This window comes from Bradyrhizobium sp. CCGB20 (assembly GCF_024199855.1).
In the GTDB taxonomy this organism is placed as follows: Bacteria; Pseudomonadota; Alphaproteobacteria; order Rhizobiales; family Xanthobacteraceae; genus Bradyrhizobium.
In genome coordinates this window covers 8,897,234-8,917,495 of the sequence record NZ_JANADN010000001.1, presented here as the reverse complement: position 1 = coordinate 8,917,495, position 20,262 = coordinate 8,897,234, and the positions used below count along the sequence as shown (strand labels likewise).

Below are 20,262 nucleotides of genomic sequence, written 5' to 3'. Positions count from 1 at the left end.
GCGTTAACGACGCCTGTGGCGGCGATGACCGCCACCGCCACCGACATTGGCGAGCCGCATCAGTTGCGGGATCATCGCCATCATGTCGCCGGCGCCGGCGCCACCCATCATGCCCATGATATCGCCGCCGCCCATGCCGCCGAGCCCCATCGGCATGGTGCCGCCTGCGCCCATCGGCGTGTAGCCGCCGTAGTTCGGCGCACCAAAGCCGCCGCCGCCGAGGCCGCCGCCCATCATGCCCCCGAGTCCGCCGCCGCCGTTCTCCATCATGCGGCTCATCATCGGACCCATGGTCTGCATCAGCGTGGCGAAGCGGCGCTTGCCCATCTTCGCCTTCATCATCTCCAGCATCGGCGCCATCTGAGTCATCATGTCCTCGCCGCCGGCGCCTCCGCCGCCGAGGAACTGCGCCTGGGCCGGCGCGCTCGAAATCGAAAATAGCAGCAGCACGGCGGCTGCCTGGCAGATCACCTTGTCAGCACCTCTCATGGCATGCTCCTCGCGTGCGTAGCTTCGCCGGGAGAGCGCAGCCAATCGGACGCACGCCGCCATGGTTACGGCCGGCGAGGGGAGGGCTCTGTGAGAAAAATCACAGAGCCGTCGGCGCGTGAGCCAGCGCTAGGCCGCGGCGGCCGGAAACGCTTTCTGCAAGGCGATCACGGCCTCCCTGGTCTGCCCCTCGACGTAAGCCGCAAGTTCGTTCGGCAGCATGTCGATGGTCCAGAGCAGGCGGCTTTTGCCGTCGCCGTCGGCGATCACCTGCACCGCTGCGCTGTAGTGCCTCAGCCGCTCGTTGTTGATGGCATAGACGAGGCGCTGCCGTGCATCGTTGCAGTCGATGAGCTCCTCGCGCGCCACCGAGCCGTTGGCGAAGGTGACGATGCGCGCATCGCCGTCGAGCGTGCAAGCAGTGACGAAGCCCGGCACCAGCCGCTGATGCAGCGCGCCGAAATCGCGCACGGCGTCCCAGACGTCGCGGGCGGGAACGGGGAGGGGGATGTCGTTGTGGATGGAAGCCATGGGAGTTTCCTCAAATGCAGTTTTGGTAGGGTGGGCAAAGGCGCGCAGCGCCGTGCCCACATTCATCGGCATTGTCGCGAGCAACTGGTGGGCACGCTTTCGCTTTGCCCACCCTACGAGATCTCGTGCGCGGCAAGCGCTCACACACAAACCGCCTCGACATTGTTGCCATCTGGATCGATCAGGAACGCCGCGTAGTACGTCGGGCTGTAATCCTTCCGCGGCCCGGCGCCGCCGTTGTCGCGGCCGCCGCTCTTCAGGCCTTCGCTGTGGAATGCCTTGACCGCGTCATGGTCCTTGGCGCGGAAGGCGATGTGTGCGCCGTCGGCCTTGCGTCCCTTGTTCAGATGCAGCCACAGCGCCGGCTCGCCCTTCGGCCCGAAGCCGGCATAGCCGTCGCCGCTGGAGCACAGGACATGGCCGAGCGGCGCCAGCACGGCGGTGTAGAAGCGCGTGGCGGCGTCGAGGTCGGCAACGCGCAGTCCGATGTGGTCATACATGGTCGTCTCCATTGCAAAGCGCACCGCAACTGGCGCGCGCCGGAGACGAACCTACTTAGTTGAGGGCAAGCTGCTCTTGGAGAATCTTGCGCTCCCCGCGCGAGGCCTGGCGGAATTTGGTCGGCGAGACGCCGGCGGCGCGGTGGAAGGTGCGGACGAAGTTGGAGAGGTCGCCGAAGCCGACGTCATAGGCGATGTCGGTGACCGCGATGTCGTCCTCACTGAGCAGTCGCGCCGCGTGTCGCAGCCGCGAGCGCACGAGATACTGATGCGGGGTGACGCCGAGCACGCTTGAGAACAGCCGCAGGAAATGGAAGGGGCTGAGGCCTGCCTGCCGCGCCGCCTGTTCGAGGTCGACCTCGGCATGCGAGTTGTCGTCGATCCATAGCGCCGCTTCAACCGCGCGGCGGCGGTCGCGCACGGTGGGCGTTGTGTGCTTGCGCGCCTTGCCCGAGACGACATCGACGAAGCGGCCGGCAAGGATCTGGCCGACCTCGTCGAGACCGAGATCGCTATTGCCATCTGCTGCCGTCTGCGCAAGCTCGCCGAGCACCATCAGCTCGGGCAGCGGCGGCGTCGCGCCGACCTGCCAGGCCTCGCGGCGACCGCCGAGGGTGTCGACCAGATCCTCACTGAGGAAGAACGAGAGGCAGACATCGCCGCTGACGTGCTCATGCGTGCAGGTGTATTCGTCGCCTGGCGCGCCGATCAGCATCGAGCCCGCCACCAGCTCGAAGAAGCCGGCGCGGCATTGGCAGCCAAAGCTCCCCGCGCGGACATAGGCGATGGAATGGCCGGTGCGGCACTCGGCAAACGGCGTGTCGTCCGGTCCCGCATCGCAGCGAAACTCGGAGACCGTCATCGAGCGTGTCGTCAGCAGAGTGGTTGCGTCCATCGCACCTATCTAGGTGCCGGGCCGTGGCGGGGCAACGGGCAGCAGCACCTCGAACAGCGTCTTGCTGGCGACCGGATGGGCGCCTTCGAGCGCCAGCAGCCGCCGCTTGGAGATCACCCCGCCATAGGGCGAGAGCCGGTCGGCGTAATTGCCGGCTTCCAGCACCCGGTGGCAGGGCACGATCAGCATGTAGGGATTTTTCGCGATCGCCTGCGCCACCGAATGCGACGCACCGGAGGCGCCCAGTGCCTTGGCGATCTCGTGATAGGTGCGCGTCTCCCCGCGCGGAATGGCGCAGGCCGCTTCGTAGACGCGCCGGTGGAAGCCGGGCACGCCGCCGGCATCCAGGCTGACCTCGGAAAAATCGGGATCGCCGCCTTGCAGCAAGCTTGCGATGCCCTCGATCGCCAGCTCGGCATTTTCGGATGGCCGCTGCTCGCGCGCTTCGGGGTGGAGCGCGAAAATCCGGCGGCGGGTGTCGATCTCCCGCGCCTCCGGCAATTGCACGGCGACCACGCCGGTGCTGCTCCAGATGATGCCGCAGCGCCCTATGGCCGTGTCGAATATCGAATAGCCACGCCCCACCATGCACACGCCCCACTCAGTGCACGTCCCCCCAGACACGCGATCATAACACCGCCACAATCCGGCGCACCTGGAATCTTACCGGGACGTTAACAACTGTCCGGCTCGGTGCGCCAAAGCGCTTGGCGGGCGGCGCCGTCTCGGCTAATCAGGACGGGCGCGAGACGCGCATTCGCGGGCGTAGTTCAATGGTAGAACGGCAGCTTCCCAAGCTGCATACGAGGGTTCGATTCCCTTCGCCCGCTCCAATCAAAAGCGCCCGATTGCCGGGACAAGGCAATGAATTTCGAGAGCGCAATCAAACGATTATCGTGAACTAACAATCTCGCACCGATGAGTCCGTTGTCCGATTTGTCGGACACTTCTCCGGATCCCGGCCGCGTTCGCCTTGGCGCATCCGGAAGCATGACGGGGTGGACGAGCTGCTGAATGGCGATGGCCCCAGCCTTGGCTCAAGCTGCAGATTTTGGGCGATGGAGCCGCGAGGCAGCCAACGACAGCGACGCCCTATCTGATCCTGCCCGGCTGCTGCATCGGAGCTTGCGTGCGCGCGCTGAAGCTCATGATCACGAGGCGCTCGATCTCACCACATCCGCCCCCGGCGGCCATTCGGTGCTGATGGCTGTGCAAGGCTCGGACATCTTTCGATTGGATCGAAAGCCTTTCGACGATTCGATCGATGACCTGCGCGTGTTGGTCGGAAAAGATGCTGATCGCTCGCGCATGCGCATTGTTGTTCGGGCCATGCCGGAATCGATGCAGCATCATGCGCAGCTTTGCAGCGATGATGCATCGCGCGACATCAAGCGTTCGTCATTCAGGGGCACTAAACTTGCTTTGATCACCAGTCTGATCCGCAGCGACTTATTGGCGCTGCGTTTTTGTTTCTGATCACCGAACAAAACATTCGGGTCCGGCCTGTTGCCGGACAAACGGAGGCATTGATGACGAACTCAGCACCAGTTTTCACCGCCGATAGCGGCAGCGACGGTTCAATCACGCGCGTGTCGACCGGCGCAACCGGGAGCCAGGCGGACGGCCAAAGTCATCAGCCCTTGTTGTCGCCCGACGGCACGAAAGTGGTGTTCGAATCCTATGCCGACAATCTAGTGCCCGGCGATACCAACGGCGCACCCGACATCTTCGTGAAGGACCTGACGACCGGTGCGATCACGCTCGTGTCGACCAATGCCAGCGGGGTTCAGGGGGATGGCTGGAGCTACCAGCCGGTTTTTTCGAGCGATGGGACCAAGCTGGCGTTCGTATCGGGCGCCGACAATCTGGTGCCGGGCGATACCAACCAGGCTTGGGACGTCTTCGTGAAGGACCTGACCAGCGGTGCGATCACGCTCGTGTCGACCAGTGCCAGCGGGGCACAGGCGGACGGCTTCCAGAGCACCAACCCGATATTCTCGCCTGACGGCACCAAGGTTGCGTTCTATTCCGATGCCGACAATCTCGTGCCGGGCGATACCGATCACCTGCGCGACATCTTTGTGAAGGACCTGATCACTGGTGCGATAACGCTTGTGGGGCCCAGCCCGTACAACGGGGGAGCCGGCACCAATGGTGGGGATCAGAATGGCTATACCTACGCCCCCTCGTTCTCGCCCGACGGCACCAAAATCGTGTTCGGGGTCGCCACGGGGTTCGGCGTGGGCGTCAACGCCATCTACATCAAGGATCTTGTCACCGGGACCACCACACCGGTGTCGGCCAGCGCCAGCGGCGTGCCTGGGAATCGCGGCAGCTACGACCCGGTGTTCTCGCCTGATGGCACCAAGGTGGCGTTCTATACCTTTGCCGATAATCTTGTGCCGGGTAGTTCCAATATCGACGTCGGCAACATTGTCATCAAAGATCTGACCACAGGCGTGGTCACGCTGGTATCGGCCAATGCCGGCGGAGATCCGCAGAACAACGGCGAGGCCCAGAAGCCCGTGTTCTCGCCTGATGGCACCAAGATCGCATTTTATTCTGCGGCCAACAATCTCGTGCCGGGTGTCAGCGGCTATAGCTATGAGATTTATGTCAAGGACCTGATCACCGGGGCCGTCACTGTTGTCTCGACCAACGCGAGCGGGGCGCCAGCAAATGGCTACAGCCTGCTTCCCGCCTTCTCGGCTGATGGCACCAAGCTGGTATTCGAGTCGTCAGCCAGTAATCTGGTGCCGGGCGATACCAACGGCACGTCCGACATCTTTGTGAAAGATATTGCTGCGCCGTCCGTCACCCAAGCGAAGCTGACGGACAATGGCGCTGCGCATGTTTCGACATCGGGCGCTGTGTTCTTTTCCGATGCCGACAAGGCCGACACTCACACGGTTTCGGTGGCACCGCAAAACGGCAATCTCGGCACACTCACGGCCACCGTCAACGATGCCGATGGCAAGGTGACGTGGAGCTATGATGTCTCTCATGCCAACATCGCGCCGCTCGCGGCCGGACAGACCCATACCGAAACCTTCACCTTGACCCTCAACGACGGCCACGGCGGTTCCGCGACGCAGACCATCACCGTGACGCTGACGGGTATCGATGATGCGCCCGTGATCGGCTCGGGCCCGACGGCAAGCTTCGCGGAGAACGGCACCGGCGTCGCCTACCACATCGCGGCGACCGACGTGGACAGCCCGACGCTGACCTATTCGCTGTCCGGCACCGACGCGGCTCTGTTCAACGTGTCGGCGACGGGCGATGTGACGTTCAAGTCCGCGCCCGACTTCGAGGCGCCGAAAGACGCAAGCCACGACAATGTCTATGACGTCACCGTAGCGGTCAGCGACGGGGAGAAAATCGCCACAAAGAACGTCGCGATCGGGGTCACTGACGTGAGTGACACCGCCTCCGGCGGTGTTCTGATTGTCACCGGATCGACCGGCTTCACATCGATCGATGGGGCAACGATCAGTATCGGCGTGACCGGGAACCTGCATGAGACCGGCAGCACCGGTGTCATCAGCAACAGCCTGATCAGCGATCTCGGCTCGCTGAACGAAACCCAGGCGACGCTCGCCTTCGCGAACGATATCATCTTCGGCGGCTCCCTCGGCGTGATCGTCGCCAATGGCGGTGCCATCACTTTCGACAATGTGCATCTCGACGGGATCTCGCTGAGCGCGACATCCTGGGGACTCATCGAATCCATTGCAGGCAGCACCAACAGCTTCAACAACGTGACACTCAAGGCCGGCACCGGGTTCGACGACAATGCCGGAAGCGTTCTGAATGTCAGCGGCTTGCTGAACAACGACGGCAAGATCGAGCTCTCCGATGCCACCAAAACCGTCTTGACCGGCGACGTCGCCGTCATCGGCAACGGCGAGATCAAGCTCGATCCGGGCTCCCTGATCCTGAACGGCGGTGCGCATCATACGCTCGACCTTGAAGGCGGCACGATCGACGGCGCCGGCACGATCGGCAACGGAGACCACAGCCTCACTTTGATTATCGGCTTCGCCGGCACGCTTGAAGCGAGCGGGTCTCAACCGCTTGAGGTGAATACCGGTAATTCCGTCACCAACAACGGCCTGATCGAAGCCACGCACGCCGCACTCAATTTCGACGATGCCGTCGTCAACGGATTTGCAACGATCACCGCCGATCAGGGCGGCACGATCGACTTCGGGAATGGCCTGACAAATGGCGGCGGCCTCGTCGATGTACGCGCAGGAAGTCAGGTCGACGTCTCAGGCAATTTCGTCAACAACGGCACCGTCCTGGATAGCGGCGTGCTCAAGGTCGATAATTTGAGCGGAACTGGAACTGTCTCCGTTAACAACGGGACGTTGGCGGTCACGGGTAATCTCAGCAGCAATGTCGTTCTGACCGGTACGGATTCATTTGTCTTCGGGCCCAATGCCAAACAAACATCGGGTGTCATCGCAAATTATTCGTCGGGTACAACGCTGGTGCTGGATGGCTTCGACACCCAGGTCAACGTGGCCTTCAACACTCAGACCAACATTCTGGCGCTGACCGATGCGGACCATCATGCGATGACGCTTCACCTCGCACCGGGATCCCTGATCCCGCAGGTCCATGGCGCGGCGTCGGATTTTCTCGTCTAGCGGATGACGTTGAACGAACTCGCGGCGCGCTCCGGCGCTGGGCGACTGGAGTGGGCGTGAGCAGCGCAGCCGCGGGCGTCGTTCAATGGTAGAACGGCAGCTTCTCAAGCTGCATACGAGGGTTCGATTCCCTTCGCCCGCTCCAAATGGTTTGCGGTTTGAGCCCAGTGGGTGGCCGCAGGCCAAACCACGCAATCTCGCCGACGAACTTCGTCAGGCTTCTCGAAAGGCCTTGGGGAAGGTCGCGTCTGCTGCGAGGTCCAGTTCCAGCAATGTCTTGCCGTCGTCGGCAACGGCCCCGACCGTAAATGCACCCCACGCCAGCACCGTAAGCCGAGCTTGATCGTTGATCGGATTGATTGGCTGCACCGAAGGGGCAAACGTTTCGTGCAGATGAAACGCGACTGGATCGACCAATTTTCTGTCGACGCCCGTAACCGCCAGATCAATCCTGAACCATCCCGGCCTCACGTCGGAAGGTTGGACGGTGGCCGACAGACGTAAGCCATTCTTGGCTGCCTCTCTGCCAAACCGGCCCTTGTTCTTGTCCGCCGGGTCTTCAATCGGCGCTTCCGGAATCGCGTGCTTCGTTGTTGCGGCCGGAGCCGGCACTGCCATCTTCGGCGCCGCAATTTCCGTTTGTCTGGATTTCAGTTCTTCCGTTGCCACGGCAACATCTTGAACACTCTTTTTGACCGCTGAGAGCTCCGCCGTAATCCCCCCGGGGAGAACGACTTTTGTCAAGCGGTCCCGAAAAATCAGCACGACTCCGATTACGACCGCGAGCCCCAGTAGAAATTTTGTGCTCTCGTCGGCGGTGATCTTGATGGCGCCGAACATATTGAGGATGCCAAGCAAAAGGCAGACGATCGCGATGACCCAGAGCCCGGCACTGATGATTGCGTCCGAATTGGAATTGGGCATGGCTATACCCGTCAATAAACGTCGGGCCCGAGGTCAAAAGGCCCGATACAGCTGGCAATACATAAATTGTACCCTGCTGCCTCTCAAACGCAACTGACGTTGATCTATGCTCGCTTTAGTTGTTTGGAGGCGCTAGGTGCGGTCCCACCGCAGTGCGAAGCCCGGCGGCAGCCCGGCAAAATTCCAATATATTAGCCCGTCGCTTCCGGCACACGCCGCTCCCTCGGCTAAGCTCCCGTTGCCCGGCGGCGGCGGTCCTTGCCGGGCAACGCTTGGATGAAGGCCATGGACCAGCAGAAACTCGACCGCGCCATCGGTCGCCGCTTGAAGACGCTTCGGACTCAGGCCGGCATGACGCTGAATGAACTCGCGGCGCGGTCCGGCGTCAGCCGGGCCATGATCGGGCGGGTGGAGCGGGCGCAGAGCAGTGCGACCGCTGCGCTGCTCGGAAAGCTCTGCGCCGCGCTCGATGTGTCGCTCAGCGATGTGGTCGCGCTGGCCGAAAAGCCGCCGGAACGGCTGGTGCGGCTGGCCGACCAGCCGCACTGGCGCGATCCCGACAGCGGTTACCGCCGGCGGCACGCCTCGCCAACGGATGCGGCCAGCGGCATCGAGATCATCGTCGTCGACTTGCCGGCCGGCGCGCGGGTGCCGTACAGCCCCTGGGGCCGCAACGCCTTCACCCAGCAGCTTCTGATGCTGGAGGGCGCGATCGCCGTCCATATCGACGCCAAGGCGGTGCGCCTGCGCGAGGGCGACTGTCTCGATTTCGACGTGATGCGCGCGGTGATCTTCGAGAACGAAACCAGGCAGGACGCACGCTACGTCATCATCACGCGCCGCGGCTCCTCTTACGGGAAAGTCTGATGGTCCCGATGCGATATGACATCCTGGAGTGAACCTAACGATGCAGATCCGCACCGGCGACACCTTTGATCCGCGCGTCATCGCGCTGCTCGATCATCACGTTACGGCTGCGCGGGCGCAGACCGCGCCGGGCAGCGCCCATGCGCTCGATCTCTCCGGGCTGCGCGCGTCCGACATCGCGTTCTGGACCGGCTGGGACGGCGAGGCGCTGGTCGCCACTGGCGCGCTGAAGACGCTGTCGCCGCAGCACGGCGAGGTGAAGTCGATGCACACGCTCCAGACCACGCGCCGGCGCGGCTTCGGCGGCCGGATGCTGCGCCACATCATCACTGAAGCCCGTGCGCGCGGCATGACGCGGCTCAGCCTCGAGACCGGCTCCTGGGATTATTTCAAACCGGCGCATGCGCTCTACCGCGCCCACGGTTTCGTCGCCTGCGGCCCGTTCGAGGGCTATGTCGAGGATCCCAACAGCCTGTTCCTGACGCTCGACCTGACCGGGGGCTGAGCCACTGGCTGCCACCGATCGCGGTGCAACTGCGGCTCCGAACATTTCGACCCATCAAAATGAGTTGCGTACCTCAAAACACCTCTGATAGCCTTCAGCCATGGCCGACACTCTCACCGCGACTGCCTTGACGCTGAAGGACATCGCCCGCGAGGCGGGCGTCAGCCTGGCGACGGTCGACCGCGTCCTGCACAACCGCCCGGGCGTGCGGCCCGATACGGTCCGGCGCGTCAAGGCGGCGATCGAGCGTAATGCCTTCCAGCCGCACGTCGCCGCCGCCGAACTCGCCCGCAGCCGTGCCCGCCGCTTTGCCTTTGTGATGCCGGCGGGGCCAAACCCCTTCATGCAGCAGATCGAGGCCTATCTCGGCGAGATGTCGGCCTGGCTCTCAGCCCGCCGCCTCGGTGTCGAGGTGGTCGCGACGGATGTGTTCGACCCGTCCGCCCTCGCGGCCTCGCTGGAGGCGCTGTCCGGCGATTACGACGGCGTCGCCGTGGTGGCGCTGGACCATCCCGGCGTCCGCGCCGCGATCAACGATCTCGTCGATGCCGGGACCAGTGTCGTGACGCTGGTCTCGGACGTGCCGTCCTCGCGGCGCCACCATTATGTCGGCATCGACAACATCGCGGCGGGGCGTACCGCCGGCGCCCTGGTCGGTCGGCTGGTCGGCCAGCGACCCGGCAAGGTCGCGATCGTCGCGGGCTCGCAGGGCCTGCGCGACCATTCCGAACGCATCTTTGGCTTCAACCAGGTGATGGCGTCGGAATTCCCCGATCTCAGCGTGCTGCCGGTGCTGGAAGGGCGCGACGAGGACGGCCGTTCGGAACAGGTTCTGGCGCGGTTGCTCGGCAGGCATGCCGACATTGTCGGCCTTTATAACGCCGGCGCCGGCACGCAAGGTGTCGCCAAAGCGTTGAGCGATGCCGGCCGCGGCAAGCAAATGGTGTTCGTCGGACACGACGTCACCGCACTGACGCGCCGGCTGCTGTTGCAGGGCGTGATGGATGCCGCGATCTCGCAGAACCCCGGACATGAAGCGCGCGCTGCCGTGCGCGTGCTGCTCGCGCTTGCGCGCGGCGAGCCGATCCTGCGCGAACAGGAGAAGATCAGGATCGACATCGTGATGCGGGACAATCTGCCCTAGCGGCAGCTGGAGTTCGAAACGGCCGTTGCGGTGAATGCGACTCCAAGCTCGCACATCGCGACAGGCGAAAGGGAGGGAGGACGGCGTGTATCTCGGAATCGACATCGGCACGTCCGGTGTGAAGGCGGTGCTCGTGAGCGAAGCCGGCGCGATTGTCGCGACGGCCGCGCGCGAGCTCGCGCTGTCGCATCCCGCGCCGCTGTGGTCCGAGCAGGATCCCGACGCCTGGGTCGATGCGGCGGTTGGCGCCGTCGACGATCTCGCAGCCCATCAACCGCGCGCGGTCGCGCAGGTGCGCGGCATCGGGCTGTCCGGCCAGATGCATGGCGCAACGCTTCTCGGCGAGGACGGACGGCCGCTGCGACCCGCGATTCTGTGGAACGACGGCCGCTCCCACGCGGAATGCGTCGCGCTCGAGCGGCGCTGCCCGTCGCTGCACACGATCGCCGGCAATCTGGCAATGCCCGGCTTCACCGCGCCAAAGCTGCTCTGGGTCGCGCGGCACGAGCCGCAACTGTTCGAGCGCGTGGCAAAGGTGCTGCTGCCGAAGGCCTATGTGCGTTATCGCCTCACCGGCGAAATGGTCGAGGATATGTCCGATGCCGCGGGCACGCTGTGGCTCGATGTCGGTCTGCGCCGCTGGTCGGCCCTGCTGCTGCATGCCACCGGGCTCGATCTCCACCACATGCCCCGCCTCGTCGAGGGCAGCGAGGTCAGCGCAGTGCTCGCGCCGGAATTCGCGCGGCGCTGGGGCATGGCGAAAGATGTCGTGATCGCCGGCGGCGCGGGCGATAATGCCGCGAGCGCCATCGGGCTCGGCGCGATCGCATCGGGCGATGCCTTCCTGTCGCTCGGCACCTCCGGCGTGGTGTTCCGCGTCACCGATCGGTTCGCACCGGCGCCAGCTTCGGCCGTGCATGCGTTCTGCCATGCGCTGCCCGGCCTCTGGCATCAGATGGGCGTGATGCTGTCGGCCGCGGCTTCGCTGGCCTGGCTCGCCGGCGTGATGGAGACGCCGGCCGCCGCGCTCCTGGCGCCGCTCGGCGAGCGCGTCGACGGACCGAGCTCCATCAAATTCCTGCCCTATCTCGACGGCGAGCGCACGCCGCACAACGATGCCGCCGCCAGCGGCGCCTTCGTCGGCTTGCGCGGTGCGACCCGGCGCAGCCAGATCGTACAGGCCGTGCTGGAGGGCGTCGCCTTTGCCGCGCGCGACAACCTCGCGGCGCTGAGCGCGGCCAGCGGGCCAATTGCGGAGGTCGATCTCGTCGGCGGCGGCTCGCGCTCGCCGCTATGGGCGCAGATCTGCGCCGATGTGCTCGGCATTCCCGTCCACCGCGTCGAGGAAGGCGAGGTCGGGGCGGCGCTCGGCGCCGCGCGTCTCGGCCGGCTCGCCGCCACCGGCGAAGATCCCGCGGAGGTCTGCAAGCGCCCGCGCCGGCTCGCGAGCTTTGTACCCCGTGCATCCGTCACTGCGGCCTATGACGAGGCCTATGGGCGGTGGCGCGAGCTTTATCCTGCGTTGAAGGAGAGCCCTAAGTGAACGCATCAGCCAAATTCTTCGATGCAAGCGCCCCTGTCGCCTTCGGCGGCAAGGATGCGGCCAACACGCTCGCCTTCCGCTGGTACGACAAGGACCGCCTCGTCCATGGCCGCAGGCTTGAGGATCATTTGCGCTTTGCTGTCTGCTACTGGCATTCCTTCTGCTGGCCCGGCGGCGATCCCTTCGGCGGCGAGACGTTCCTGCGCCCCTGGCATCGAGGCGCCGATGCGATGGCGCAGGCGCGCGCCAAGGCCGATGTCGCCTTCGAGCTGTTCCGCCTGCTGGACGTGCCCTTCTTCACCTTCCACGATGTCGACGCGGCGCCGGAAGGAGCTTCGCTCGCGGAGTCCATTGCCAACCTCAACGCGATTGCGGATCTGTTCGAAGCGAAGATGGCCTCGGCCAAGGTCCGCCTGCTCTGGGGCACCGCGAACCTGTTCACGCATCGCCGTTACATGGCGGGCGCGGCGACCAATCCGGACCCGGAGATCTTCGCCTATGCCGCCGGCCAGGTTCGCGCCGCGCTGGAGGTGACGCACCGGCTCGGCGGCCAGAACTACGTGCTCTGGGGCGGGCGCGAAGGCTATGAGACGCTGCTCAACACCGATCTCAAGCGCGAGCTCGACCAACTCGGCCGCTTCGTCTCGCTCGTCGTCGAGCACAAGCACAGAATAGGCTTCAAGGGCCCGATCCTGATCGAGCCGAAGCCGAAGGAGCCGACCAAGCATCAATATGATTTCGACGTGGCCACCTGCTACGGCTTCCTGGAACGCTACGATCTCCTCAACGACGTCAAGCTCAACATCGAGCAGAACCACGCCATCCTGGCCGGCCACTCCTTCCATCACGAGGTCGCGCTCGCAGAGGCACTCGGTGTGTTCGGCTCGCTCGACATCAATCGCGGCGACGATTTGCTCGGCTGGGACACCGACCAGTTCGCGATGAACGTGCCGGAGCTGGCGCTGGTGTTCCACGAGATCCTGAACCGCGGCGGCTTCACCTCCGGCGGGCTCAATTTCGACGCCAAGATCCGCCGCCAGTCGATCGATCCCGACGACCTGATCCATGCCCATGTCGGCTCGATGGATGCCTGCGCGCGCGCCTTCCTCGCCGCTGCGGACATGCTCGATGCCGGCGTTCTCACCGCACAGCTCGCTAAGCGCTACGAGGGATGGGCCGGGCCCGAAGGCCGGGCCATTCTCGGCGGCCAGCGCTCGCTCGCCGAACTTGCCGACCGTGCGCTCAGCCCCGGCTTCGACCCGCAGCCGCGCTCGGGGCGGCAGGAATATCTGGAATCCCTGGTCAACCGCTACGTCTGAGGAAGGCCGCTGATGACAAACGCTGAAGCGACACCGGTCCTCGAGCTGACCGGCATCGGCAAGGAGTTCGGCGCAATCCGCGCGCTCCACGGCGTCGACCTGCAGGTCCAGCCCGGCGAGGTCGTCGGCCTGATGGGCGACAACGGCGCCGGCAAGTCGACGCTGGTCAAGATCATCGCCGGCAATTTCCGTCCCAGCCATGGCGAGATCCGCTTCGCCGGCAGCGCGGTCCATTTCAATCGCCCGGTGGATGCCCGCGCCGTCGGCATCGAGGTCGTCTACCAGGACCTCGCGCTCGCCGACAATCTGACGGCCGCCGCCAACGTCTTCCTCGGCCGCGAGCTGAAGCGCAGGTTCGGCCCGCTTGCGCTGCTCGACCACAAGGCGATGGCGGCGCGTGCGCTGGAGCTGTTCGGCGAGCTGCGCTCGGAGACGCGCCCCGACGATCTCGTCAAGCAGATGTCCGGCGGCCAGCGTCAGGCGGTCGCGATCGCGCGGACGCGGCTCTCCAACGCGCGGCTGGTCATGATGGACGAGCCGACAGCGGCGATCTCGGTCCGCCAGGTCGAGCAGGTGCTCGGCCTGATCCACCGGCTGAAGGAGCAGGGCGTCGCCGTGATGCTGATCTCGCACCGCATGCCCGACGTATTCGCGGTGTGCGACCGCGTCATCGTCATGCGCCGCGGCGAGAAGCGGGCCGACAAGCCGATCCACCAGACGTCGCCCGAGGAAGTCACCGCTCTCATCACCGGCGCGAAGGAGGCGGCGTGATGGCCATGCCCATGGAATCTCCGATCAGCTTCACCAATGTCGGCCGGATCAGATGGTGGCAGCGCGGCATCTTCGCCTCCCAGACCGGCTATGTGCTGCTCGCGCTGGCGGTGCTGCTGGTGATCATGCATTTCGCCAGCCCCTATTTCTTTACCGAAGGCAACATGCAGAACGTGGCGAAGAACTTCTCCTTCATCGCCATCGCGACGCTCGGCGTCACGTTCGTGATCATCACCGGCGGCATCGATCTGTCGGTCGGCTCGATGATGTGCTTCTCGGCCATGATCACCTCGATGGTGATGACCGAGCTGTCGGCGCCCGGCTCGCCTGCCGGCTCGCTGTTCGTGCACATGGCGGCCGACGGCAAGACCGTGCTGGCCAATGTGCCGGGGCTGATCCTGCTGGTCTCGATCCTCGCGGGACTCGGCGTCGCCCTCATCGCAGGGCTCGTCAACGGCTTCTGCATCGCCGTTCTCGGCCTGTCGCCCTTCGTCACGACGCTCGGCATGCTCTCGATCGTGCGCGGGCTCGGCTATGTCGTCTCAAACGGGCGCGGCAGTTTTCCGGGCGGGCCGGACGCCGATTATTTTTATGCGCTCACGTCGGGCGATGTGCTCGGCGTGCCCGTGCCCTTCATCTATCTCGTGGTCCTCGCGCTGGCGATGGCCGTGGTGCTGCACCACAGCTCGTTCGGTCGCCACGTCTTCGCCCTCGGCGGCAACGAGAAGGCGGCGGAGCTGACGGGTATTCCGGTGGTGCGGGTGAAGATCGAAGTCTATGTGATCTGCGCGCTCGCCGCAGGGCTCCAGGGCATCATCATCTCCGGCTGGCTCGGCTCGGCGCCCGCCAACATGGCGACGTCCTACGAGCTCAACGTGATCGCGGCGGCCGTCATCGGCGGCGCCAACCTCGCGGGCGGCATCGGCGGCCCGCTGGGGGCCATCGTCGGCTGCGTGCTGCTGGAAGTGATCCGCAACGGTCTCGTGCTCGCCCAGGTCAGCTCCTACTGGCAGCAGACGCTGGTGGGCGTGATCATCATCCTGGCCGTGCTGGTCGATCGCATCCGCTCGCGGATGGTCTGACGTGACGTCGTTCCGGGAGGGCAACGAAAATGCCGCCTGTCCGCTTCCCGGACGATCTTAAGCGGACGGGCGCCAGAGAAGGGTGGAGGAGACAATGAGGAAACTTCTTCTTGCCGGCATCGCCGTCGCGATGATGGCGACGCCGGCGTTTGCCGCGAACTACCGATTCGTGATCGTGCCCAAGGCGATGAACAATCCGTTCTTCGACTTCGCGCGCGACGGTTGCCTGAAGCGGGCCAAGGAGCTCGGCAATATCGAGTGCATCTACAAGGGTCCGGTCGAGCATGAGCCGGCGACGCAGGCGCAGATCATCCAGGATTTCGTCACCCAGAAGGTCGACGGCCTCGCCATCTCGGTCGCCGACGTTGCCGCCATGACCAAGTCGATCGAGGCGGCGACCGCGGCGGGCATTCCCGTCATCACCTTCGATGCCGATGCGCCGGGGTCGAAGCGGATCGCCTATATCGGCACCAACAACAAGGAGTTCGGCGTCGCGCTCGGCAAGGAGCTGGTGAAGCTGCGGCCCGACGGCGGCAAATACGCCATGGTCTCGGGCGGTCCGGGCGCCAAGAACCTCGCCGAGCGCGTCGACGGCGTCCGCGAGGCGCTGAAGGGCTCGAAATGGACCGAGGTCGCGGGCTCGCCGACCTTCTGCAACGACGATCCGGCGCTGGCGGTCCAGCAGATGACGGATATGCGCACCGCCACGCCCGATCTCGCCGCCATCGTTCCCATCGGCGGCTGGCCGATGTTCGCCCCTGAAGGTTTCAAGGCCTTCGCCTCCAGGAACAAGAAGGACATCGATGCCGGCAAGTTCACGCTGGTCGTTGCCGATACGCTGAAGATGCAGCTCGAGCTCTTGCGCGACGGCTATGCCAATGCGCTGGTCGGCCAGCGTCCGTTCGAGATGGGCGAGAAGGCGATGGATACGCTGCTCGCCATCAAGAAGGGCGAGAAGGTGCCGGAGATCGTCTACACCGGCCTCGATCTCGTGACCAAGGACAACGTTGCACAAATGTTGAAGTAGGAGCGCCGCCAGCCCCGCGCTCCTGCGTGCCTCTCCCGCTTGCGATTTCCGCAAGCGGGAGAGATGATTTGGATGGTTGGAAGACTGTTGGAAGGCAATGGGAATGAACAGGTCGCGGCTCGGCTCTCTCGACGTCACCTCACTCGGTCTCGGTTCCGCCCCGCTCGGCGGATTGTTCAGCCCCGTCAGCGATGCCGATGCGGAGGCGACGATCGCGCGCGCCTGGGCGCTCGGGGTCCGCTTCTACGACACCGCGCCGCTCTACGGCTTTGGCCTCGCCGAACGACGGATCGGCGCTTTCCTGCGGCAGCAGCCGCGCGATTCCTACGTCATCTCGACCAAGGTCGGACGCCTGCTGCGCGCGCCTGATGGCGCCGCCGCCGAGGACGAGCACTACAAGGGCACGTCGCGCGAGCGGCCGGTGTTCGACTTCTCCTATGACGGCGTGATGCGTTCGGTGGAGGAGAGCCTGACACGCCTCGGGCTCGACCGCATCGATGTCCTGCTCGTGCATGATCCCGACGATCACTATGATGACGCCGTGGCCGGCGCCTTCCGCGCGCTCCAGCGGCTGCGTGGCGACGGTACGGTCAAGGCGATCGGCGCCGGCATGAACCAGTCGGAAATGCTGGTCCGTTTTGCGCAAGCCCTGCCGGTCGACTGCTTCCTGCTCGCCGGCCGGTACACGCTGCTCGACCAGGGCGCGCTGGATGCGCTGTTTCCGGTCTGCGCAGCGAAGAGCATCGGCATCCTGCTCGGCGGTATCTACAACAGCGGCATTTTGGCCAATCCGCATCCTGGCGCGAAGTTCAACTATCAGGACGCCGACGCGGCGCTGATCGCGCGTGCGCTCGAGCTCGACGAGCTCTGCCGCAAGCACGGCACCGAGCTGAAAGCCGCTGCGCTCCAGTTCTGCATGGCCCATCCGGCAGTGACGGTCGCCGTGATGGGCGCGCGCAACGCCGCGGAGGTCGCCGACAACATCGCGATGTCGGAGACGGCGGTGCCGCAAGCCTTCTGGCAGGAGCTGCGCGCGCGAAACCTCGTCGACGCCCGCGCGCCGCTGCCGGGCGGAGTGTGAGGCATGATCATCGACGGCCATCAGCATTTCTGGGATCCGGCGCGCGCCGACTATCCCTGGATGGACGCGCCCGAGCTCACGCCGCTCCGCCGCGCGTTCGGACCCGCCGATCTCGCGCCGCTGTTGAAAGCAAACGGCATCGACGCGAGCATCGTGGTGCAGTGCCGCTCCGCGCTCGAGGAGACCGAGGAATTCCTGCGCATCGCGCATGCCACGCCTTCGGTGATTGGCGTCGTCGGCTGGGTCGATCTGACCGACGGCGCGCTTGGCGACACGCTCGACCGGCTGCGCGCCGCGCCCGGCGGCAAAAAGCTGGTCGGCATCCGTCACCAGGTGCACGATGAGGCCGATCCCGACTGGCTGCTGCGCGAGGACGTCCAGCGTGGCCTTACCGCAATTTTCGCCCGCGATCTCACCTACGATTTCCTCGTCCGCACCCGCGAATTGCCCGCCGCCATTGCAACCGCGCAGGCCTTTCCGCAGGCGCGCTTCGTGCTCGACCACGCAGCAAAGCCGCCGATCACCGATGGCGGAAGCGCCGAATGGGCCGACCGCATCGCGGCGCTCGGGACTTGCGGCAATGTCTGGTGCAAGATTTCGGGGCTTGCCACGGAAGCGGTGTGGAATGACTGGGATGCGGAGCGGCTGTTTCCGTTCGTCGATCATGCCGCGAATTGCTTTGGCGAGGACCGCCTGATCTTCGGCTCGGACTGGCCGGTGTGTCTGCTTGCCGGGAGCTATGGCGAGGTCAAGGGCGCGCTGGAGGTGTGCCTGGCGAGGCTTGGCGCGCATGTGCGCGACAAGGCGTTCGGGGTAAATGCGAAAGCTGCGTATCGGCTGGCGATTGCGTGAGCCGCGAACTCGCTGCCCCTTCTCCCCTTGTGGGAGAAGGTGGCGCGGAGCGCCGGATGAGGGGTATGTTTCGGCGAACTCAACTCTCAAGATTCGCTCGCGGAGGGATACCCCTCACCCCAGTGAGCCTGTGTCTGCGAGCGGAGATGCCCTCTCCCGCAAGGGGAGAGGGCGCAGCAATGCGCAAGTCCTCACGCGGGCACCTGGTCCAGAAATCCCGTGATGCTCCTGATGCGGCCGTCCTTCAGCACGGCGAAATCGGTGCCCTTGATCGGGCTGTCGACACCGTCAGGACCTAGGCCCCAGCTGAAGCGAACATGGTCGCCGTAGCCGTTGGGCTCGCCGATCAGCTTGAATTTGAAGTCGGGAAAGCGCTGCTGCACGCCCGCGATCAGCGCGTCGATTCCGTCCCGGCCGTCGCCCTTCATCAGGGGATCGACATAGCTCGCATCCGCCGTCCAGTTTTCGCTGAGCAGTTCGCGGCGGCGGCCGCCAGCGCGCTCGTTCCAGAGATCGATGTAGCGGCGGGCGATGGTGATGGCGTCGGTCATGGTGCTCTCCTTCGATGGCGCCGTGTTCGGCTGCTCCAACTATCGAAGGTTTACGCGCGCCGATCGATTACCTCGGACGTCATGGGTCAGAAAACGACTGAGGCGCGACGATGGTCTCGTCGCGCCTCAGATACTCGCAATAATTTCAGCGCGAAAATTACTTCGCCGCCGTCACCATGATCTCGACGGTGTATTGGGCCGCCGCCAGCTTGGCTTCGACGGTGGCGCGGGCCGGGGTGTTGCCGGGCGAGACCCAGGCGTCCCACACCGCGTTCATCTCGCCGAAGGTCTTCATGTCGGTGATATAGATCGTGGCCGAGAGCAGCTTCGACTTGTCGGTGCCGGCCTTGGCGAGATGGCCGTCGATGGTCGCCAGGATGTCCTGGGTCTGCTTCGTGACGCTTTCGCCGGCGGCCTTGTTGGCGACGACACCGGCGAGATAGACGGTGTTGCCGTGCACGACGACCTGGCTCATGCGCGGGCCGGTTTCAAAACGCTGAATGCTCATTGGGGGATCTCCTGCTGGAATGGCGGCCCTGTCTAGCCCAGCGCCTTGCGCTGTGCCACCCCGGCAATGCATGCGTTGCCGCCGATGCATGTGCCGTTCACGGATACTGACTGAAAAACGACCAGATCGTCTCGGCGCCGTCGATGTCGTTATTCTGCGGCCCGAGCATGCTGGTTGCGACCTTCGGGAAGCGGGCATCCGGCGAAAATCCGGGCATGCGGTGGCCGCCATCTTTGACGCGATAGAGCACGACGTCGTGCCCTCTCGGACAGCGCGAGGAGATCCGCGTGACCGTGGACTGGTCTGCGGGCGTCCTGTCGGGCAGGTCAGTCACCTCGGCGTCATCGGTCTCGCAGCCATTGAGCTTGCGCCAGAATGCCAGGGTTTCCTCAGTGGACCAGAACCCGTCTGCGGCAAAATAGCTCGATCCGCGTCCACCCTCGTAAGGCACCAGCGGGTCGGCCGTGCCGTTGATCAGCAGCATCGGCAGCGGCCGCGACGGATGGCACGTGACGGCGGCCTCCTCAGTGAGATTCATGATCACGCTCGCGCCCGCCGCGAACAGATCGGCGCGCGCGCAAACCAGCGTCATCGCCATGGCGCCGCCATTGGAGATGCCGGCGACATAGACGCGCTTCGGGTCGGCCGTGCCGTTCGCCACCAGCTTCTCGACGAGCTTTGCGATGAAGGCGACGTCGTCGGTGCCCGGCGGCGGGCCGCGCAGCGCAGGCCCCGCCTTGGTTCGCGCATCGGCCCAGGCGTGGTTGAGGCCATCAGGAAAGACCACGGCAAAACCCTCACGCTTTGCGACCTGCGGCCACGCCGTCCGCGCGACCATGTCGGCGCCGCGCTGGGTCTTGCCATGCAGCACGATCACGAGCGGCACCAGCCGCTTCGCCGGCAGTTGCGTCGTGTAGGAGCGTTTTACACCGTCGACGTCGATCGTATCGGCGGATGCAACGGTGGTTGCGACCAATGCTGCGAGAAGCGCCCCGATCTGCATCCACCGCCGCATGCG

General features: G+C 65.0%; 21 protein-coding genes and 2 tRNA genes. 14 read left to right on the top strand and 9 right to left on the bottom strand.

Translation table 11 applies throughout. From position 1 onward, the window contains the following. Nucleotides 1-3 precede the first annotated feature (3 nt). The 5 genes from NLM15_RS42065 to NLM15_RS42045 form a co-directional block, all read right to left on the bottom strand. The gene (locus NLM15_RS42065; protein ID WP_254123866.1) at nt 4-489 is read right to left on the bottom strand and encodes a hypothetical protein; all 486 of its coding nucleotides are present in this window, start codon (nt 487-489) and stop codon (nt 4-6) included. Nucleotides 490-618: 129 nt separating this feature from the next. After that, a complete protein-coding gene (locus NLM15_RS42060; RefSeq protein WP_254123865.1) occupies nt 619-1,020 on the bottom strand; it encodes an SRPBCC family protein in 402 nt (133 codons plus the stop codon). 140 nt (nt 1,021-1,160) lie between these two features. Beyond that, nucleotides 1,161-1,520: a VOC family protein gene (locus NLM15_RS42055; protein ID WP_254123864.1), complete on the bottom strand. Its 360-nt coding sequence runs from the start codon at nt 1,518-1,520 to the stop codon at nt 1,161-1,163. 55 nt (nt 1,521-1,575) lie between these two features. Beyond that, nucleotides 1,576-2,415 (bottom strand): helix-turn-helix transcriptional regulator, encoded by an 840-nt coding sequence (locus NLM15_RS42050; RefSeq protein ID WP_254123863.1) that lies wholly within the window; start codon nt 2,413-2,415, stop codon nt 1,576-1,578. 9 nt (nt 2,416-2,424) lie between these two features. After that, complete coding sequence (locus NLM15_RS42045; RefSeq protein WP_254123862.1) at nt 2,425-3,003, bottom strand: methylated-DNA--[protein]-cysteine S-methyltransferase; 579 nt, start codon at nt 3,001-3,003, stop codon at nt 2,425-2,427. Between the two features lie 171 nt (nt 3,004-3,174). On the opposite strand from NLM15_RS42045, the gene NLM15_RS42040 reads away from it, so the two are divergent. From NLM15_RS42040 to NLM15_RS42025, 4 genes are all read left to right on the top strand, one after another. After that, nucleotides 3,175-3,248: transfer RNA gene (locus NLM15_RS42040), tRNA-Gly, on the top strand. A gap of 181 nt (nt 3,249-3,429) precedes the next feature. Then, nucleotides 3,430-3,891: a hypothetical protein gene (locus tag NLM15_RS42035; protein WP_254123861.1), complete on the top strand. Its 462-nt coding sequence runs from the start codon at nt 3,430-3,432 to the stop codon at nt 3,889-3,891. A gap of 53 nt (nt 3,892-3,944) precedes the next feature. Next, nucleotides 3,945-7,070 (top strand): VCBS domain-containing protein, encoded by a 3,126-nt coding sequence (locus NLM15_RS42030; protein WP_254123860.1) that lies wholly within the window; start codon nt 3,945-3,947, stop codon nt 7,068-7,070. Nucleotides 7,071-7,141: 71 nt separating this feature from the next. Further along, nucleotides 7,142-7,215 (top strand) — tRNA-Glu (locus NLM15_RS42025). Between the two features lie 68 nt (nt 7,216-7,283). Here NLM15_RS42025 and NLM15_RS42020 read toward each other — a convergent pair. After that, nucleotides 7,284-7,994, bottom strand: coding sequence for a pYEATS domain-containing protein (locus NLM15_RS42020; RefSeq protein ID WP_254123859.1), 711 nt, complete (start codon nt 7,992-7,994; stop codon nt 7,284-7,286). A 285-nt stretch (nt 7,995-8,279) separates the two neighbouring features. On the opposite strand from NLM15_RS42020, the gene NLM15_RS42015 reads away from it, so the two are divergent. The 10 genes from NLM15_RS42015 to NLM15_RS41970 all read left to right on the top strand — a co-directional run bounded on the left by NLM15_RS42015 (nt 8,280) and on the right by NLM15_RS41970 (nt 18,185). Next, entirely contained in the window at nt 8,280-8,861 is a 582-nt protein-coding gene (locus NLM15_RS42015; RefSeq protein ID WP_254123858.1) for a helix-turn-helix domain-containing protein, read from the top strand. 40 nt (nt 8,862-8,901) lie between these two features. Continuing rightward, nucleotides 8,902-9,366, top strand: a complete 465-nt coding sequence (locus tag NLM15_RS42010) for a GNAT family N-acetyltransferase (protein ID WP_254123857.1) — start codon at nt 8,902-8,904, stop codon at nt 9,364-9,366. A 100-nt stretch (nt 9,367-9,466) separates the two neighbouring features. Then, nucleotides 9,467-10,510: a LacI family DNA-binding transcriptional regulator gene (locus tag NLM15_RS42005; protein ID WP_254123856.1), complete on the top strand. Its 1,044-nt coding sequence runs from the start codon at nt 9,467-9,469 to the stop codon at nt 10,508-10,510. 85 nt (nt 10,511-10,595) lie between these two features. Next, a complete protein-coding gene (xylB, locus tag NLM15_RS42000; RefSeq protein WP_254123855.1) occupies nt 10,596-12,053 on the top strand; it encodes a xylulokinase in 1,458 nt (485 codons plus the stop codon). Beyond that, a complete protein-coding gene (gene xylA, locus NLM15_RS41995; protein ID WP_254123854.1) occupies nt 12,050-13,372 on the top strand; it encodes a xylose isomerase in 1,323 nt (440 codons plus the stop codon). The genes xylB and xylA overlap by 4 nt, the downstream gene beginning before the upstream one ends. Nucleotides 13,373-13,384: 12 nt before the next feature. Beyond that, entirely contained in the window at nt 13,385-14,143 is a 759-nt protein-coding gene (locus tag NLM15_RS41990) for an ATP-binding cassette domain-containing protein (protein ID WP_254123853.1), read from the top strand. Then, a complete protein-coding gene (locus NLM15_RS41985; protein ID WP_254123852.1) occupies nt 14,143-15,225 on the top strand; it encodes an ABC transporter permease in 1,083 nt (360 codons plus the stop codon). Before NLM15_RS41990 ends, NLM15_RS41985 begins: the two co-directional genes overlap by 1 nt. A 94-nt stretch (nt 15,226-15,319) precedes the next feature. Continuing rightward, a complete protein-coding gene (locus NLM15_RS41980) occupies nt 15,320-16,252 on the top strand; it encodes a sugar-binding protein (RefSeq protein ID WP_254123851.1) in 933 nt (310 codons plus the stop codon). A gap of 103 nt (nt 16,253-16,355) precedes the next feature. Further along, entirely contained in the window at nt 16,356-17,333 is a 978-nt protein-coding gene (locus NLM15_RS41975) for an aldo/keto reductase (RefSeq protein ID WP_254123850.1), read from the top strand. 3 nt (nt 17,334-17,336) lie between these two features. Further along, entirely contained in the window at nt 17,337-18,185 is an 849-nt protein-coding gene (locus tag NLM15_RS41970) for an amidohydrolase (RefSeq protein ID WP_254123849.1), read from the top strand. Nucleotides 18,186-18,376: 191 nt separating this feature from the next. Here the strand turns inward: NLM15_RS41970 and NLM15_RS41965 are convergent, their stop codons facing one another. The 3 genes from NLM15_RS41965 to NLM15_RS41955 form a co-directional block, all read right to left on the bottom strand. Continuing rightward, the gene (locus tag NLM15_RS41965) at nt 18,377-18,736 is read right to left on the bottom strand and encodes a nuclear transport factor 2 family protein (RefSeq protein ID WP_254123848.1); all 360 of its coding nucleotides are present in this window, start codon (nt 18,734-18,736) and stop codon (nt 18,377-18,379) included. A 157-nt stretch (nt 18,737-18,893) separates the two neighbouring features. Then, nucleotides 18,894-19,244 carry a RidA family protein gene (locus NLM15_RS41960; RefSeq protein ID WP_253572958.1) on the bottom strand — a complete coding sequence of 117 codons (351 nt, stop codon included), beginning with the start codon at nt 19,242-19,244 and terminating at the stop codon, nt 18,894-18,896. A 97-nt stretch (nt 19,245-19,341) separates the two neighbouring features. Then, nucleotides 19,342-20,259, bottom strand: a complete 918-nt coding sequence (locus NLM15_RS41955; protein WP_254123847.1) for a PHB depolymerase family esterase — start codon at nt 20,257-20,259, stop codon at nt 19,342-19,344. Nucleotides 20,260-20,262: the final 3 nt, after the last annotated feature.

What these genes read in the sequence shown, in the direction of transcription:
- NLM15_RS42065 (WP_254123866.1), bottom strand. Translation starts at nt 489, where the DNA reads ATGAGAGGTGCTGACAAGGTGATCTGCCAGGCAGCCGCCGTGCTGCTG.
- NLM15_RS42060 (WP_254123865.1), bottom strand. Translation starts at nt 1,020, where the DNA reads ATGGCTTCCATCCACAACGACATCCCCCTCCCCGTTCCCGCCCGCGAC.
- NLM15_RS42055 (WP_254123864.1), bottom strand. Translation starts at nt 1,520, where the DNA reads ATGTATGACCACATCGGACTGCGCGTTGCCGACCTCGACGCCGCCACG.
- NLM15_RS42050 (WP_254123863.1), bottom strand. Translation starts at nt 2,415, where the DNA reads ATGGACGCAACCACTCTGCTGACGACACGCTCGATGACGGTCTCCGAG.
- NLM15_RS42045 (WP_254123862.1), bottom strand. Translation starts at nt 3,003, where the DNA reads ATGGTGGGGCGTGGCTATTCGATATTCGACACGGCCATAGGGCGCTGC.
- NLM15_RS42035 (WP_254123861.1), top strand. Translation starts at nt 3,430, where the DNA reads ATGGCGATGGCCCCAGCCTTGGCTCAAGCTGCAGATTTTGGGCGATGG.
- NLM15_RS42030 (WP_254123860.1), top strand. Translation starts at nt 3,945, where the DNA reads ATGACGAACTCAGCACCAGTTTTCACCGCCGATAGCGGCAGCGACGGT.
- NLM15_RS42020 (WP_254123859.1), bottom strand. Translation starts at nt 7,994, where the DNA reads ATGCCCAATTCCAATTCGGACGCAATCATCAGTGCCGGGCTCTGGGTC.
- NLM15_RS42015 (WP_254123858.1), top strand. Translation starts at nt 8,280, where the DNA reads ATGGACCAGCAGAAACTCGACCGCGCCATCGGTCGCCGCTTGAAGACG.
- NLM15_RS42010 (WP_254123857.1), top strand. Translation starts at nt 8,902, where the DNA reads ATGCAGATCCGCACCGGCGACACCTTTGATCCGCGCGTCATCGCGCTG.
- NLM15_RS42005 (WP_254123856.1), top strand. Translation starts at nt 9,467, where the DNA reads ATGGCCGACACTCTCACCGCGACTGCCTTGACGCTGAAGGACATCGCC.
- NLM15_RS41990 (WP_254123853.1), top strand. Translation starts at nt 13,385, where the DNA reads ATGACAAACGCTGAAGCGACACCGGTCCTCGAGCTGACCGGCATCGGC.
- NLM15_RS41985 (WP_254123852.1), top strand. Translation starts at nt 14,143, where the DNA reads ATGGCCATGCCCATGGAATCTCCGATCAGCTTCACCAATGTCGGCCGG.
- NLM15_RS41980 (WP_254123851.1), top strand. Translation starts at nt 15,320, where the DNA reads ATGAGGAAACTTCTTCTTGCCGGCATCGCCGTCGCGATGATGGCGACG.
- NLM15_RS41975 (WP_254123850.1), top strand. Translation starts at nt 16,356, where the DNA reads ATGAACAGGTCGCGGCTCGGCTCTCTCGACGTCACCTCACTCGGTCTC.
- NLM15_RS41970 (WP_254123849.1), top strand. Translation starts at nt 17,337, where the DNA reads ATGATCATCGACGGCCATCAGCATTTCTGGGATCCGGCGCGCGCCGAC.
- NLM15_RS41965 (WP_254123848.1), bottom strand. Translation starts at nt 18,736, where the DNA reads ATGACCGACGCCATCACCATCGCCCGCCGCTACATCGATCTCTGGAAC.
- NLM15_RS41960 (WP_253572958.1), bottom strand. Translation starts at nt 19,244, where the DNA reads ATGAGCATTCAGCGTTTTGAAACCGGCCCGCGCATGAGCCAGGTCGTC.
- NLM15_RS41955 (WP_254123847.1), bottom strand. Translation starts at nt 20,259, where the DNA reads ATGCGGCGGTGGATGCAGATCGGGGCGCTTCTCGCAGCATTGGTCGCA.